Genomic DNA, 13,756 nt, shown 5'->3' with positions numbered 1-13,756 from the left:
CCCCGTTCTCGTCCCGCCGGGTGGCCGCGTCGGTGCGGCGGACGGGCGCGTCAGGCGTGCGGGGCCGCCATGGCGGAGGCGTACAGGCAGACCGTGGCGGCGGTGGCCACATTGAGGGACTCCGCCGCCCCGTAGAGCGGCACCGCGACCCGGCGGTCGGCCAGCTCCAGCTCGGCGGCGGACAGGCCCTGGGCCTCGTTGCCCAGCAGCCAGGCCGTCGGTGCCCCGAGCACGTCCTGCTCCAGGGCGTCCAGCCGATCCGCCCCGTAGCCGTCGGCGGCCCAGACCTGCATGCCGGCGGCCCGGGCGGCGTCGGCGGCGGCGTCCGCCTCCGTCCCGACGACGAGGGGGACGTGGAAGAGCGACCCCGCCGTGGAGCGGACCGCCTTGGGACCGAACGGGTCCACCGAACCGGCGGTGAACGCCACGAGGTCGGCGCCGGCGGCGTCGGCCGCGCGCACGATCGTCCCTGCGTTGCCCGGGTCCTGCACCCGACACAGGACGGCGGCGAGCCGCGCGTCGGACCACGCGTCCTCCGCCGTGAGCGGCTGCGGGATGCGGGCCACCGCGACGATCCCCTGCGCCGTGACCGCGTCGGACATGGCGGTGAGGACCTCGTCCGTGGCCTCCCGGACCAGGACACGGTCCGGCCCCGTGAGGTCGTGGAGGCGCGCCACGAGGTCGCCGAGCCCGGGATCGCGGGCGAAGAGGTCCGGGGCGACGAACAGCTGGGTGAGCACGGCGCCGGGGCGCCACTGGGCGCGTGTCCGCTCCGGCCCCTCCCCGAGGTGCGCGCGCAGCGCTTCCCGGCAGGACTGGGGGCCCTCGACCACGAACGTGCCGCTGCGCCGACGGGCGGCGCGTCCGGCCAGGGCCGCCACGGCACGCACCCGCTCGGCGCGGGGGTTCTGCATGAGCTCGTCGTCGGGCTGCGGGGCGCGGGACATGCGGGGGTCTCCTGTTCCTGGGGATGTGCGGGGACGACGAAGGGGCGGGCCCGGTAGACGGGCCCGCCCCTGTCGGTCACGGCGCTGACGCGCCGGCCACGGCTCAGCGGGAGGCGGCCGGGGCGTTCACGTCGGCCGGGAGCGCCGTGCGGGCGGTCTCGACGAGCGCGGTGAAGGTGGCGGCGTCCGACACGGCGATCTCGGCCAGCATGCGGCGGTCCACCTCGATGCCGGCCAGCTTGAGGCCCTGCATGAAGCGGTTGTAGGTCATGCCGTTGGCGCGGGCGGCCGCGTTGATGCGGGTGATCCACAGACGACGGAAGTCGCCCTTGCGCTTGTGGCGGTGCTGGTAGTTGTAGGTGAACGAGTGGAGCAGCTGCTCCTTCGCCTTGCGGTAGAGGCGGGAACGCTGACCACGGTAGCCCGAGGCGCGATTCAGGGCGGTACGACGCTTCTTGTGGGCGTTGACCGCCCGCTTCACACGTGCCACGTGTGTGCTCCTGTCTGTCGGTCCCGGGGTGCAGGGCGCACCGCTCCGGGAAGAGGTGAGGGACCGGCCGGTGGGCCGGAGGGTGGTCAGATGCCGAGCATCCGCTTGATCTGCTTGATGCTGCCCTTGGAGACGACCTTGTCGCCGGCGAGGCGGCGGGTCAGGCGCGAGGACTTGTGCTCCAGGTAGTGGCGGCGGTTGGCCTGCTGGCGCATGATCTTGCCGGAGCCGGTCACGCGGAAGCGCTTCTTGGCGCCGCTGTGGGTCTTCATCTTCGGCATGGCAGCCGTTCTCCTTCGTCGTCAGCTGGCGTCCGCGTCAGAGACGCAGTGCCAGTGCTGTGGTCTTCCGTCCCAGGCGGGACGGAGGGGTCTGGATGCCCGACGCGCGAGGCGCCGGGCCGTGGTCAGCCGCGGGGACCGGGCTTGGGCGCGCCCTTGGGGGCGGCCGGCTTCGGCGGGGCGGGCATGGGCTTCGCGGCGGGCTTGGGGGCGGCGGCGGGCTTCGGGGCCGCCGGCGGCTTCGGCGCGGACGCCGGGGGCTTGGGCGCGGGCGTCGCCGCCGGCTTCGGGGCGGGGGCCTTGGCCGGAGTGGCCTTGGCCGGGGCCGCCTTCGGCGCGGGCACCGGGGCCTGCTCCGCCGGGGCCTCCGTCTGCTGGGCGGCGAACGAGCGCAGCTGCTCCGGGAACGCGTCCCCGATGGAGTTGCGCACGGGGGCGGAGTTGGCGGCAGCCTTCTCCGCCGCGGCGGCCTTGGCCTCGCGGGCGGCCTGGTCGCGGCGGGAGCCGCCGCCCTTGCGCTCGCGCTGGGTGCCCTCGGTGGACTTGCGCTGCTCCTCGCGCGCCTCGGCCTTGGCCTTCAGCGGGCCGATGACCATCACCATGTTGCGCCCGTCCTGACGGGGCTGGGACTCGACGGTGCCCAGCTCCGCGACGTCCTCGGCGAACTTCTGGAGCAGGCGGATGCCGAGCTCCGGACGCTGCTGCTCACGGCCGCGGAACTGGATGATGGCCTTGACCTTGTCGCCCTGCGAGAGGAACTTCTTGGCGTGGCCGGTCTTGGTCTCGTAGTCGTGCTGGTCGATCTTCAGGCGGAAGCGGACCTCCTTGAGGACCGTGTTCACCTGCTTCTTGCGCGACTCACGGGCCTTGACGGCGGCCTCGTACTTGTACTTGCCGAAGTCCATGAGCTTGCACACCGGAGGCTTGGCCGTGGGGGCCACCTCCACGAGGTCCAGGTCCGCCTCGGCGGCGAGGCGCAGGGCGTCCTCGACGCGGACGATGCCGACCTGCTCGCCGTTCGGGCCGACGAGTCGGACTTCCGGAACGCGAATACGCTCGTTGATGCGGGGATCGCTGATGGTGCCACTCCTGTTTGCTGGACGTTGATGCGACCGGACGCCAGGGGCCCTCCATGCGGAAGGCCTCCCCTGCGGGTGCAGACGGGAGGCCTCGAACCGGCCCCGGATGGGACCCTTCGCGGTGCCGCCGGGTCGCCAGGGGTCGTCCGACCCCGGTGCGACCGCCGCGGACACGCGGTGACCCGGCAACTCGGCCCGGCCGTGCCGGACGTCCTGCTGACGCGGGTGGGAGGAGGACTCCACTTTGCTCTTCCGGACGGCACACGGGTGCGCCGCTGGAAGCGGTCTGTGGGAAGCTTACCACCATGACCGATCAGAACCAGCACCAGCACGCCGCGGGCGAGGACGTCCCCACCGAGGTCCGCGAGATCCACGAGGTCCCCGCCGTCGAGGTGATCACCACCACCGCCGTGCACCTGATGACGGCCGCCGCGGTGAAGGTGGGCCTGGCCGACTCCCCCGACGCGCGGGAGATGACCGACCTCGACGAGGCCCGCAAGCTCATCACCGCGCTCGCCGGCCTCGTCACCGCCGCCGCGCCCGAGATCGGCAGCCAGCACGCCGGCCCGTTGCGCGACGGCCTGCGCTCCCTCCAGCTCGCCTTCCGCGAGGCCTCCCCCTTCCCGGACGCCCCCGGCAAGGGCCCGGGTGAGAAGTTCACCGGCCCCGTCAACTGACCCCGCGACGTCGGCCCCCCGGCGGGACCACGCCGCTCAGCCGACGTCCGGTCGGCCGGCGTCCGGTCGGCCGGCGTCGGGCCCGGCGAGGTGCGCCTGCACGGCGCCCGAGAACAGGCACAGCAGCGCCGCCCCCGAGCCGACGAGCAGCAGCCCGCCGGCGATCGGCGCACCGATGCTCATCAGCCAGGTCGACAGGATCACGGCGAAGAGCTGGATCGCCACCGCGGCGCCGCGGCTGAACCGCCGGCCGCGGACCATGCCCCCGCAGACGGCGCCGACCCACGCAGCCAGGAGCACGTAGACGACCACGAGGAACACCCCCGCGGCCGTGGGGAGGGCGCCCGCCCCGAGGTGGGCGACGCCGTCGACGGCGAGCCAGACCAGCGTGAGGGCCTCGAGGCCCAGGACCCCGGCCACCACGACGGCCTGGGCGGGCATCCTCCGGCGCCCGGACGGGGAGGCGGGGATCGACGAGCTCATGCGGGGACCTCCAGGGGCTGCGGTCACGGGGGACGAGCGGGCGCCCCTGCCGTCCGGTGCGCCCGCGATGCCCCTCACGCTACGCCCCGGAGCGACCCCGCACGCGATCAGACGGCCCCCCGATGTGACCAACGCCTCACGGGGGTGCGCCGCAGACGACTCCTTCACCTCTTGTTCACCTTGCATGCCCGTGGGAGGATCGAGGTCAACAGTTTCCCGGGGACCGTTTCGACTGATGCGGTCCCCGTCGCATTGACCGGGCCGCGTCGTGCCCGGGCCGTCCGAGGCGCACCGCCCGGGCCCGCCGCGCGCGCAGCCGTCGACCCGCGGGTCGACCGCCCCGCCGGGGCACCGACACAGGAAGTGAGCACCACCATGGACTGGCGCAGCAAGGCAGCCTGCCTCGACAAGGACCCCGAGCTGTTCTTCCCCGTCGGCAACACGGGCCCGGCCCTCCTGCAGATCGAGGAGGCCAAGGCCGTGTGCCGCACCTGCGAGGTCATCGACACGTGCCTCAAGTGGGCCATGGAGTCCGGCCAGGACTCCGGCGTCTGGGGCGGCATGAGCGAGGACGAGCGCCGCGCCATGAAGCGCCGCGCCGCGCGCGCCCGGCGCGCCTCCTGACCCGGCCCGCGTCCGCCGCGGGCGACCCTCACTCCACCGGCAGGCGCACCGTCACCCGGGTGCCGCCGTCGGGCATCCGCCGCCACTGGATGGACCCGCGCAGGTCCCCCTCGACCAACGAGTGCACGATCCGCAGGCCCAGGCCGTTCGGCGCAGGCTGGGGGACGAACCCCTCTCCCGGACCGTCTTCCACGGACGCGCCGTCGGTCACGCTGAACACCAGGACGTCGCCGGCGGGGGTGTCCTCCCGGTGCGCCTGGAGCGAGACGACTCCCCCCTCCTCGCCGGTGCCGTGCTCCACGGCGTTCGTGGCCAGCTCGTTGAGCACGAGGGCGACCGAGGTTACGACGTGCGACGCGAGCTCTCCGAAGGTGCCCTCGACCCGGGTGCCCAGCGGCCGCCCGTCGCCCGCAACCTCCACGGCCAGGCGGAACTGGCGGGCCATCAGCGCGTCCACGGAGAGCTGGGCGTCGATCTGCTCGCTCAGCGTCTGATGGACGAGGGCGATGGTGTCCACCCGCTGCATCGCCTGGCGCAGGGCCCGCCCGGTCTCCGGGGAGTCCGAGCGCCGGGCCTGCATGCGCAGCAGCGACCCCACGGTCTGCAGGTTGTTCTTCACCCGGTGGTGGATCTCGCGGATGGTGGCGTCCTTGCTGATCAGCCGCTGCTCCTGACGGCGCAGCTCGGTGACGTCGCGCAGCATGATCAGGGCCCCGCACCAGCCGTCCCGGTTCCGCAGCGGCACGGAGCGAACCGTGAGCGTCGCACCGTTGGCCTGGACCTCTGTGCGCCCGGCGCGCTGGCCGTTGAGCATGGCCCAGGAGCCCTCCTCCACCGGCCGGCGGGCGGCCTCGGTGCCCCCGAGCAGCTCGGTGAGCGAGTGGCCGGCCAGGGTCGTGGGCAGGCCCAGTCGACGGAGCGCGGAGACCGCGTTCGGGCTGGTGAAGGTGGCCCGCGAATCGTCGCCGAGGACCACCAGGCCGTCGCCGACGCGCGGGGTCCCGCCGATCCAGTACGCCGGCGGGTCCTCGGGGTTCGGCCAGCGGCCGTGCTGAACCATGTCCAGCAGCGTGTCAGCGCTGGTGCGGTAGTTGTCCTCCACCGCCGAGCGCGCGGGGCGGGTGCGGGGGTCCTCGTGGGCGCTCACCACGCCCACCACCCGCCCGGCCCGCACGACGGGCCACAGCCGCACCTTCAGCGTGGCGCCGGGCTCCACGAGCGGGCCCGTGCCGTCCGCCGGCGCCCCGGCGGCCCACACGCGGTCCACGAGGGCGCGGAGGTCGGCACGCGCCCGCGAGCCCACGATGTCCCGGTGGAACAGCGTGGGCGCAGTGAAAGGCCGCACCTGCGCCATGGCCAGGTGGCCCGTGCCGTCGACCTCCACGGGCAGCGGGCACCAGAGCACGAGGTCGGCCAGCGCGAGGTCCGCGATCAGCTGCCAGTCCCCCACGAGCTGCTGGAGCCACGCCCGGTCCTCCGCGCCCAGGTCGGGGTGCGTGTTCAGGGGGTCCGAGGCGATGGTGCTGACCATGGGGCCAGCCTACGACGCAGGCCGCGCACGGCCGGCCGACGACCCCTGCCCGCGCTCTGCGTGCGGGCCGCCACCGCCGGGTCCAGGCGGGCCAGCTCGAGGACGGCGGCGCGCAGCGCGCTGCCCGGGGCCGCCTCCGCGAGGACCTGGCCGCCCAGCAGCGCCCGGTCGGCCGCACCCGGGTCCCAGGGGAGCTGGGCGACGAGCGGGATCGGCGGGCCGTACCGCTCCCAGACGCCCGCCACCTGGGCCTGCGGGGCCACCCCGGAGGCCTGCGGCCGCACCCGGTTGACGACGACCCGGACGCGGTCCTGCTCGACACCCGCCGGCAGGGCCTCCACGGCGCGCAGCAGGCGGGGCATGGCCACCGCGTCGGCACCCCCGACCACGAGCACCCGGTCCGCGGCGGCGAGGCCGGCGAGGGTGGCGCCGTTGCGCTGCGGGGCGGGGACGTCGAAGGAGAGCTCCTCGTCCTCCTCGACGCAGAACCCGAGGTCCAGGACCACCCGGTCCCAGCCGTCGCGGGCGGCCTGGAGGACCTCCCGCAGCGCGCCCGGGCGCACCTCGGGCCACCGGTCGGGCCGGGTGAGCCCGGTGAGGACGTCCAGGTCGCCGCCGGCGACCCGCACCCGGACGGCCGCGTCCACGAGGTCCTCCCGTGTGACGCTGCCGCGCTCCGCGCGGTGGACGGCGCGGGCCAGCCCCGCCGTCTCCTCCGTCAGCCCCAGGTGCACCCCGACGGACGGGCCGTAGGTGTCCAGGTCTACGAGCAGGGTGCGCAGTCCCGCGACGGCGGACTCGGCCGCCAGGTTGACGGCGACCGTGGTGCGCCCGGGCGCGCCGGTGGGCCCCCAGACCGCGACGGTCCGACCTGTCCGCCCCCGTTCGGGGCCGCCCTCGGGGCCGTCCTCGGGCGCCGTGTCGGCCGGCGACGCCGTGACGGCGTCCGGTCCGGCCGCGTCCGGCGACGCCGGCCCCGCCTCGTCCGCGGCGGCGACAGGGGACGTCTCCTCGGTGAAGAGCGCGTCGACCTCGCTCGCGGCCAGGGCGTCCACGCGCACGGGGTTCGGCTCCGGGAGGCGTGGGGTGCCCTCGCGGTCCCGGACGGCGGCCACGCGGACCGCCTCGGGGTCGCCGCCGTCCGGGGTGCCGGGTGCGGGCGCGGGAGGATCCGCCGGGGGCGTCTCCGAGCCCAGCTCCGGACGCGCGCCCGTCAGACGGGCCCGGACGGCCGACTGGACCGCGGCCGCCAGGGCCAGCGGGTCGGCGTCGGCGGAGAGACAGGGGACGCCGAGGGTGCGGACCCGCTCGCGCTCGGCCCGCACTTCGCCCATGGCGACCACGGCCACGGGCCGCGGCGCCTCGCGGACCTCGTCGACGAAGCCCCGCGCGAGGGCGCTCAGGTCACCCGCCACGAGCACGGCGTCGACCAGTCCCGACCGGGCTGCGGCGAGGAGCTCGGCGAGGTCCTCGGCACGGCGGACGACCGTGACCTCGGCCTGGGCCTGCTCCAGGGGTCCCACGTGGTCCCGGCCGGGCATCAGCGTGGTGGCCAGCGCGACGCGCACGTCAGCCCTCCCCGAGGGCGGGGACCACGGTGATGCGCGCCTCGGAGACCTTGGCGTCCAGCAGCTGCGCGAGCACGTCCTCGCCCGCCATCAGCTGCAGGCGCGTCGTGGCGCCGGTGCCGAAGCCGCCCTCGGCCTCCGTCAGCTCGGAGATCTCGAGGCCCTCGGCGATCCGTCGGGGTGCCTCGTAGTCCCGCCCGTCATCCTGCCGGGCGGCGACCCACACGTCGACGCGGTCCCCCGCGGACGTGCCGGCGGGCAGCGGCTCGGCCAGCTGCACCCCCACGGGGCGGCGGCGCTGCGGGTCCACGTCCGCCAGGGCGTCCGCGGGCACCAGCTCCCCGGCCCGCACGACCGCGCCGACGACCTTGCCCGCCGGGGCCGGGGCATCCGCCCGGAGGTAGTGTCCCGCGGCGTCGGCGAGGTTGGCGTCCACGGGGACGAACGCATCCGCGGGAACGGGAGCCCCCGGCGCGAGGTCGCGGGCGGCCGCCCAGTACGTCTGCGTCCGCTGAGCACCGGCGACGATCGCCGTCACCCCGGCCAGGGAGGCGAGCACGAGCACGAGCCCCACGAGCAGACGGGGGTCGCGCCAGCGGGGGCGGCGCAGTCGTGCCCCCTCGGCGGGCGCGGTCGGATCGGTGGTCATGAGAGGTCCCCCCTTCGTGGAGCCCGCGACGACGGGCCACGCGGAGCCGAGCGCCCCGTCAGCGCCGCACCCTCCGCGTGCGTCCCAGGGTAGCCAGGCCGGGCGCGCATCCAGCGTAGGGCCCCCCACCCTGTGGACAGGGGAGGCACGGAGGCCTGGGACACGGTTGAATGGTGGGGACCGGCCGCCCGGCGGCCGCCCCGTCTCGACCCTGGAGGACCCGTGCCGCAGTTCCTGACCCTCACCGACGTCGCCGAGGTGCTGAACGTCTCCGTCGGCCAGGCCCGGACCCTGGTGCGCACCGGGCAGCTCCAGGCGATCCAGGTGGGCGGCCGGGGCCAGTGGCGCATCGAGGCCGGCTGGTTGGACGAGTACGTCGAGCGGCAGCGCGAGCTGACCCGCTCCCGCGTGGCCGAGCGGACGCGCGAGGACGCCGGGCACGGCGCCTGAGCACGCGGCCGCGGAGCCTCAGCCGAGGGGGCCCGGCGTCGCGACCAGGCCCAGGGCGGCCAGCGGCACGACGAGCCGGCCCCGCACCTGCCCCGCGCGCCGCGCCTCGTCGCGCGGGTGCCGGGCCAGGTCCACGTGGTCCCGGCCCACCCTGTCGATCGTCCCCTCCCCCAGCTCGACGCCGTTCCCCGCCACGACCCGCACCGCCGCGCGCGCCCGCGCCAGCTGACGCAGCGCCGCGGGGAGGCCGGGCCGGGAGCGCACGCCCTCGGGCGCGGTGCTCGCCGCGCCCAGTGGCCCCTCCCAGGCGACGACGGACGTCAGGGGCACCAGCAGGGAGTCGGCCGCGGCGGCGTTCACGGACACCCATCCGTCGCCGACCGTCCCGAGGCGGACGTCGCGGTGCTCCCCCCAGACCAGGTGCAGGCGCACCGTCTCGCCCCGCGCGCCGCGGAGCCGCTCCTCGAGCGTGAGCGCCGCCCACTCCCCCCGGGTCAGCTCGGCGGCCTCGGCGCGCGTCGCGTCCCACTCCAGCGCGGACCAGCGCGCCTCCAGGTCCTCGAACAGCCCGTCCCATCGCATGCGCACAGACTAGTCCGACCTCCCGCACCGCCGTCGGGCCATCGAGGCACATCGAACATCATCAAACGACAACATTGACAACCATCCGACCCGTACGGTTCACTTCAGGACAGAACGTTCACGACGGCACGGGAGCCGTCCAGACGACGGTCGGAGGGGACCATGTCATTCGTCGCATCACAGCCGCCCGCCGCAGGGGTCCACGCCCCGCGCGCCTCGGCCCTCGACGTCGCCGCGCTGGCGGTGCTGGCCGCGGCCGTGCCGGCCCTCGGCTGGGCCGCCGCCACGCTGCTGGGACCGGCCGCACCCACCCCGGACGCGGCGCTCGGTCGGGCCCTCGGCCTCGGCGCCGCCGGTCTCGGACTCGCACTCGCGGCCTGGTGGGCCCTGGGTCTCCTCGGCCTCGCGGCACTGGCCCTGGGCCGACGCACGGGGCACCGCGGCTGGTCTCGTCTGGGCGAGCGGATGACCCCCGCCCTGCTGCGCCGCGCCGGCGCGGCGGTGCTGGGCGCGCAGCTGCTCGCGGCCCCGGCGGCCTGGGCGGACGCCCCTCCCGCGCCGTCGGCCGCCGTGGTGGACGCGTCGTGGACGTCGGCCGCCGCCTCCCCGACGCTGCCGGACGCCGCCTGGACGCCTGGCGCCCCGCCGACGCCGCAGCCGGGCTCCCCCGCCGCCCCGCGTGACACGGGGGACCGTCCCACCGTCACCGTGCGGGCCGGGGACTGCCTGTGGGACATCGCAGCAGACGAGCTGGGCCCGGACGCCACCCCGCGCGAGGTCGACCGGCGGTGGCGGGAGTGGCACAGGCACAACCGGGACCTCATCGGCGAGGACCCGAACCTCATCCTCCCCGGGACGGTCCTGACCGCCCCCGACTTCACCCCGCACGTCCAGCGAGGCGGCACCCCATGACGCACTCCGTCCGCGCCGACCGCACGATGATCCGCACGTCCGCCGACCGACCCGCACACCGCCCCGCACAGGAGGACCCCATGACCACGCTCGCCCCCGCCCTCGCCCACGGACCGACCCGCCCCCGTCCCGTCTCCCGAACGGCCCCCTCCCGGCGCGACACCGAGTCCGCCCTGTTGCGCGGCCCCGCCCGCCGCATGTCGGCGGTGCCCACCGGGGAGGACCTGGTCCGGCGCGCAGAGCAGGAGGACGACCGGGAGGAGCTGCGCCGACTGCGCTCGCTCGCCGCCGTGGTCGCGGTGGCGTGCGTGGAGACCGAGGCCGGACGTCGCCCCGTGCGAGACCTCGCCGGCTGGCTGGCGCCCGAGACCTACGAGAAGATGTGCCGCCGCGTCGACCTGCTCGAGCGGACGGGCACACGCCCGCCGTCCGGCTCGGCCCCGCGGCCGGTGGGGGCCCGGGTCTGCGCGGTGCGCCCCGGGGCGGTGGAGGCCAGCGCCACCGTGCTCGTGGCCGGGCGGGCCCGAGCGGTCGCCCTGCGCATCGAGCGCCGCCTGAGCCGCTGGAAGGTGACGCACCTCGAGATCGGCTGACCGGGCCGGTGGACCGCGGAGCCGGCGGAGGCCGGGGCCGGCGTCATGACGACGTCGGCCCCGGCCTCCTCCGCTGTCCGCCGGGGGTCCCCCGGCGCCGGGCTCAGTCCTCGCCGCGGCGGCGCCTGCGGGCCTCCGCCCGGCGGGACGCCCGGTTGGCGCCCGCGGGGGTCTGAGCGCCGTCGGCCGCGAGGTCCTTCTCCTCGACGCCCTCGCCGTCCTCGGAGGGGCCGGACAGGTGCAGGCGCGCGGGCTGGCGCGGGGTCTCCACACCCTCGACGGAGATCTGGGGGACCATCGTCATCGCGCGCGCGTCCTTGACGCCGGGCAGCTGCGTCGGGGCCGGAGCGGCGGCGATCTGCGCGTGGAACAGGGTGCGGGCCGAGTCCTCCTTGATGGCCGCGAGCATCGCCTGGAACATCGTGAAGCCCTCGCGCTGGTACTCGACCAGCGGCTCGCGCTGGGCCATGGCCCGCAGACCGATGCCCTCCTTGAGGTAGTCCATCTCGTAGAGGTGCTCCTGCCAGTGGCGGCCGATCATGGCCAGCACCACGCGGCGCTCCGCCTCGCGCAGAGCCTCGGAGCCCACCTGGGCCTCGCGGTCGTCGTAGGCGAGCAGGGCGTCGGAGACCAGCTCGCGCTTCAGGTCCGCCGCCTTCAGGCGCCCTCGGCCGCCGACCTGCTCCAGGACGTCCTCCGGGGAGATGCCCACCGGGTAGACCTCGCGCAGGGTCTCCCAGAGCTTCTCGAGGTCCCAGTCGACCGGCGCGCCCTCCTCGGTGGCCGCATCGACGACGGCGCCCACGGCGTCCTCCACGAACCCGCGGACACGCTCGCCGAGGCTGTCGCCCTCGAGGATCGCCCGGCGGTCCGCGTAGATGGCCTCGCGCTGGCGGTTCATCACGTCGTCGTACTTCAGGACGTTCTTGCGCTGCTCCGCGTTGCGCCCCTCGACCTGGGACTGCGCGTTCTGGATGGCGGAGGAGACCATCTTGAACTCCAGGGCCATGTCGTCCGGGATGGAGGCGGAGTTCATGATCCGCTGGGCCGCGCCCGGGTTGAAGTTCCGCATCAGGTCGTCGGTCAGGGAGAGGTAGAACCGGGACTCGCCGGGGTCGCCCTGGCGGCCGGAGCGTCCGCGCAGCTGGTTGTCGATGCGGCGCGAGTCGTGGCGCTCGGTGCCCAGCACGTAGAGGCCGCCGGCCTCGCGCACCTTCTCCCGGGCGTCCTGGACGGCGGCCTCGGCCTGCTCGAGCACCTCGGGCCAGCGGGCCTCGTAGGCCTCGGGGTCCTCCGCGGCGTCGAGGCCCAGCTCCTGCATGCGCGCCACGGCGGTGAACTCGGCATTCCCGCCGAGCATGATGTCCGTGCCGCGGCCGGCCATGTTGGTGGCCACGGTCACCGCACCGGGGCGGCCCGCCTGCGCGACGATGGCCGCCTCGCGGGCGTGGTTCTTGGCGTTGAGTACCTCGTGGCGCACGCCCGCCTTGGTCAGCAGCGTGGAGAGGTACTCGGACTTCTCCACGGAGGTGGTGCCCACCAGCACGGGCTGGCCCGTGGCATGGCGCTCGGCGATGTCCTTCACCACGGCGTCGAACTTGACCTTCTCGTTCTTGTAGACGAGGTCGTTGCGGTCGACGCGCTGCTTCTCCCTGTTCGGGGGGATCACCACGACGCCGAGGCCGTAGGTGGATGTGAACTCCGCGGCCTCGGTCTCGGCGGTGCCGGTCATGCCGGAGAGCTTCTCGTAGCCGCGGAAGTAGTTCTGCAGGGTCACGGTGGCCAGCGTCTGGTTCTCCGGCTTGACCTCGACGCCCTCCTTGGCCTCGATCGCCTGGTGCAGGCCCTCGTTGTAGCGGCGCCCGGCGAGCACGCGGCCGGTGTGCTCGTCGACGATCTGGACCTCGCCGTCGAGGACCACGTAGTCCTTGTCCCGCTTGAACAGTTCCTTGGCCTTCACGGCGTTGTTGAGGAACTGCACGAGCGTGGTGTTCTGGGACTCGTAGAGGTTGGCGATGCCGAGGTGGTCCTCGACCTTCTCGATGCCCGGCTCCAGGACGCCGACGGTGCGCTTCTTCTCGTCGACCTCGTAATCCGTGCCCCGCTCGAGGGAGCGCACGAGACGGGCGAACTCGCCGTACCAGCGGCTGATGTCGCCCTGCGCGGGCCCGGAGATGATCAGCGGCGTGCGGGCCTCGTCGATCAGGATGGAGTCCACCTCGTCGACGATCGCGAAGTGGTGTCCGCGCTGGACGAGCTCCTCCTTCGACCAGGCCATGTTGTCCCGGAGGAAGTCGAAGCCGAACTCGTTGTTCGTGCCGTAGGTGATGTCCGCGGCGTACTGCGCGCGGCGGGTGGCCGGGTCCTGGCCGGACACGATCACGCCCGTCTCCATGCCCAGGAACCGGTAGACGCGGCCCATCAGGTCGGCCTGGTAGGAGGCGAGGAAGTCGTTCACGGTGACCACGTGCACGCCCTTGCCGGTCAGGGCGTTGAGGTAGGCGGGGGCGGTGGCGACGAGGGTCTTGCCCTCGCCGGTCTTCATCTCCGCGATGTTGCCCTGGTGCAGCGCGAGGCCGCCGAGCAGCTGCACGTCGTAGTGGCGCTGGCCGAGGGTGCGGCCGGCGGCCTCGCGGACCGCGGCGAACGCCTCGGGCAGGAGCAGGTCCAGGGTCTCCCCGTCCGCCAGGCGCTTCTTGAACGAGTCCGTCTCCGCGCGCAGCTCGGCGTCGGAGAGGGCGCGGAAGTCGTCCTCGAGGAGGTTCACGGCGTCCACGGTCCCGCGCATGCGCTTGAGCACGCGGTTGTCCGAGATCTTCAGGACGCGGTCGATGATCGAAGGCACTGGTTCTCTGCTCCCTTGGCGGTGTGGCCCGGTCGTCGGCGCTCG

At 74.9% G+C, this 13,756-nt stretch carries 15 protein-coding genes; 5 read left to right on the top strand and 10 right to left on the bottom strand.

Features of this window, described 5'->3' with window-relative positions; genetic code table 11:
- Positions 1-50: 50 nt before the first annotated feature.
- From KW076_RS06800 to infC, 4 genes are all read right to left on the bottom strand, one after another.
- On the bottom strand, positions 51-947 hold the full coding sequence (locus KW076_RS06800) for a TrmH family RNA methyltransferase (protein WP_224354603.1): 897 nt from the start codon (positions 945-947) through the stop codon (positions 51-53).
- 103 nt (positions 948-1,050) lie between these two features.
- Positions 1,051-1,437 (bottom strand): 50S ribosomal protein L20, encoded by a 387-nt coding sequence (gene rplT, locus KW076_RS06795; RefSeq protein ID WP_224354602.1) that lies wholly within the window; start codon positions 1,435-1,437, stop codon positions 1,051-1,053.
- Between the two features lie 86 nt (positions 1,438-1,523).
- Positions 1,524-1,718 carry a 50S ribosomal protein L35 gene (gene rpmI, locus KW076_RS06790; protein ID WP_224354601.1) on the bottom strand — a complete coding sequence of 65 codons (195 nt, stop codon included), beginning with the start codon at positions 1,716-1,718 and terminating at the stop codon, positions 1,524-1,526.
- A 125-nt stretch (positions 1,719-1,843) separates the two neighbouring features.
- Positions 1,844-3,040, bottom strand: a complete 1,197-nt coding sequence (gene infC / locus KW076_RS06785; protein WP_224354600.1) for a translation initiation factor IF-3 — start codon at positions 3,038-3,040, stop codon at positions 1,844-1,846.
- 62 nt (positions 3,041-3,102) lie between these two features.
- On the opposite strand from infC, the gene KW076_RS06780 reads away from it, so the two are divergent.
- The gene (locus KW076_RS06780) at positions 3,103-3,474 is read left to right on the top strand and encodes a DUF1844 domain-containing protein (RefSeq protein ID WP_224354599.1); all 372 of its coding nucleotides are present in this window, start codon (positions 3,103-3,105) and stop codon (positions 3,472-3,474) included.
- A 36-nt stretch (positions 3,475-3,510) separates the two neighbouring features.
- Here the strand turns inward: KW076_RS06780 and KW076_RS06775 are convergent, their stop codons facing one another.
- Positions 3,511-3,957 (bottom strand): hypothetical protein, encoded by a 447-nt coding sequence (locus KW076_RS06775; protein ID WP_224354598.1) that lies wholly within the window; start codon positions 3,955-3,957, stop codon positions 3,511-3,513.
- 375 nt (positions 3,958-4,332) lie between these two features.
- Between KW076_RS06775 and KW076_RS06770 the strand changes: the two genes are divergently transcribed.
- Positions 4,333-4,581: a WhiB family transcriptional regulator gene (locus KW076_RS06770; protein WP_224354597.1), complete on the top strand. Its 249-nt coding sequence runs from the start codon at positions 4,333-4,335 to the stop codon at positions 4,579-4,581.
- A 28-nt stretch (positions 4,582-4,609) separates the two neighbouring features.
- Here the strand turns inward: KW076_RS06770 and KW076_RS06765 are convergent, their stop codons facing one another.
- Genes KW076_RS06765 through KW076_RS06755 form a run of 3 tightly spaced genes read right to left on the bottom strand, consistent with a single transcriptional unit; the run spans position 4,610 to position 8,329 of the window.
- On the bottom strand, positions 4,610-6,112 hold the full coding sequence (locus KW076_RS06765) for a sensor histidine kinase (RefSeq protein WP_224354596.1): 1,503 nt from the start codon (positions 6,110-6,112) through the stop codon (positions 4,610-4,612).
- Positions 6,082-7,680, bottom strand: a complete 1,599-nt coding sequence (locus KW076_RS06760; RefSeq protein ID WP_224354595.1) for a CpaE/TadZ family protein — start codon at positions 7,678-7,680, stop codon at positions 6,082-6,084. Before KW076_RS06760 ends, KW076_RS06765 begins: the two co-directional genes overlap by 31 nt.
- Before the next feature lies 1 nt (position 7,681).
- Positions 7,682-8,329, bottom strand: a complete 648-nt coding sequence (locus KW076_RS06755) for an RcpC/CpaB family pilus assembly protein (protein WP_224354594.1) — start codon at positions 8,327-8,329, stop codon at positions 7,682-7,684.
- A 222-nt stretch (positions 8,330-8,551) separates the two neighbouring features.
- Between KW076_RS06755 and KW076_RS06750 the strand changes: the two genes are divergently transcribed.
- A complete protein-coding gene (locus KW076_RS06750; RefSeq protein WP_224354593.1) occupies positions 8,552-8,779 on the top strand; it encodes a helix-turn-helix domain-containing protein in 228 nt (75 codons plus the stop codon).
- A gap of 18 nt (positions 8,780-8,797) precedes the next feature.
- On the opposite strand, the gene KW076_RS06745 is transcribed toward KW076_RS06750, so the two are convergent.
- Positions 8,798-9,361, bottom strand: coding sequence for a hypothetical protein (locus KW076_RS06745; RefSeq protein WP_224354592.1), 564 nt, complete (start codon positions 9,359-9,361; stop codon positions 8,798-8,800).
- Positions 9,362-9,523: 162 nt separating this feature from the next.
- On the opposite strand from KW076_RS06745, the gene KW076_RS06740 reads away from it, so the two are divergent.
- Both KW076_RS06740 and KW076_RS06735 read left to right on the top strand, forming a co-directional pair.
- Positions 9,524-10,273: a LysM peptidoglycan-binding domain-containing protein gene (locus KW076_RS06740; RefSeq protein ID WP_224354591.1), complete on the top strand. Its 750-nt coding sequence runs from the start codon at positions 9,524-9,526 to the stop codon at positions 10,271-10,273.
- Positions 10,270-10,866 carry an Rv3235 family protein gene (locus tag KW076_RS06735; protein ID WP_224354590.1) on the top strand — a complete coding sequence of 199 codons (597 nt, stop codon included), beginning with the start codon at positions 10,270-10,272 and terminating at the stop codon, positions 10,864-10,866. The genes KW076_RS06740 and KW076_RS06735 overlap by 4 nt, the downstream gene beginning before the upstream one ends.
- A 103-nt stretch (positions 10,867-10,969) precedes the next feature.
- Here the strand turns inward: KW076_RS06735 and secA are convergent, their stop codons facing one another.
- A complete protein-coding gene (secA, locus tag KW076_RS06730) occupies positions 10,970-13,711 on the bottom strand; it encodes a preprotein translocase subunit SecA (protein ID WP_224354589.1) in 2,742 nt (913 codons plus the stop codon).
- Between the last annotated feature and the right edge of the window lie 45 nt (positions 13,712-13,756).

The organism is Micrococcus porci, assembly GCF_020097155.1.
GTDB lineage: Bacteria > Actinomycetota > Actinomycetes > Actinomycetales > Micrococcaceae > Micrococcus > Micrococcus porci.
Note: the sequence above shows the minus strand (reverse complement) of the source record. Positions and strands in the feature narration are given on the sequence as shown.

Coding starts and splice junctions, on each gene's coding strand:
- KW076_RS06735 (WP_224354590.1), top strand. CDS start 10,270: ATGACGCACTCCGTCCGCGCCGACCGCACGATGATCCGCACGTCCGCC.
- rpmI (WP_224354601.1), bottom strand. CDS start 1,718: ATGCCGAAGATGAAGACCCACAGCGGCGCCAAGAAGCGCTTCCGCGTG.
- KW076_RS06775 (WP_224354598.1), bottom strand. CDS start 3,957: ATGAGCTCGTCGATCCCCGCCTCCCCGTCCGGGCGCCGGAGGATGCCC.
- KW076_RS06780 (WP_224354599.1), top strand. CDS start 3,103: ATGACCGATCAGAACCAGCACCAGCACGCCGCGGGCGAGGACGTCCCC.
- KW076_RS06755 (WP_224354594.1), bottom strand. CDS start 8,329: ATGACCACCGATCCGACCGCGCCCGCCGAGGGGGCACGACTGCGCCGC.
- KW076_RS06740 (WP_224354591.1), top strand. CDS start 9,524: ATGTCATTCGTCGCATCACAGCCGCCCGCCGCAGGGGTCCACGCCCCG.
- KW076_RS06745 (WP_224354592.1), bottom strand. CDS start 9,361: ATGCGATGGGACGGGCTGTTCGAGGACCTGGAGGCGCGCTGGTCCGCG.
- KW076_RS06800 (WP_224354603.1), bottom strand. CDS start 947: ATGTCCCGCGCCCCGCAGCCCGACGACGAGCTCATGCAGAACCCCCGC.
- KW076_RS06765 (WP_224354596.1), bottom strand. CDS start 6,112: ATGGTCAGCACCATCGCCTCGGACCCCCTGAACACGCACCCCGACCTG.
- KW076_RS06770 (WP_224354597.1), top strand. CDS start 4,333: ATGGACTGGCGCAGCAAGGCAGCCTGCCTCGACAAGGACCCCGAGCTG.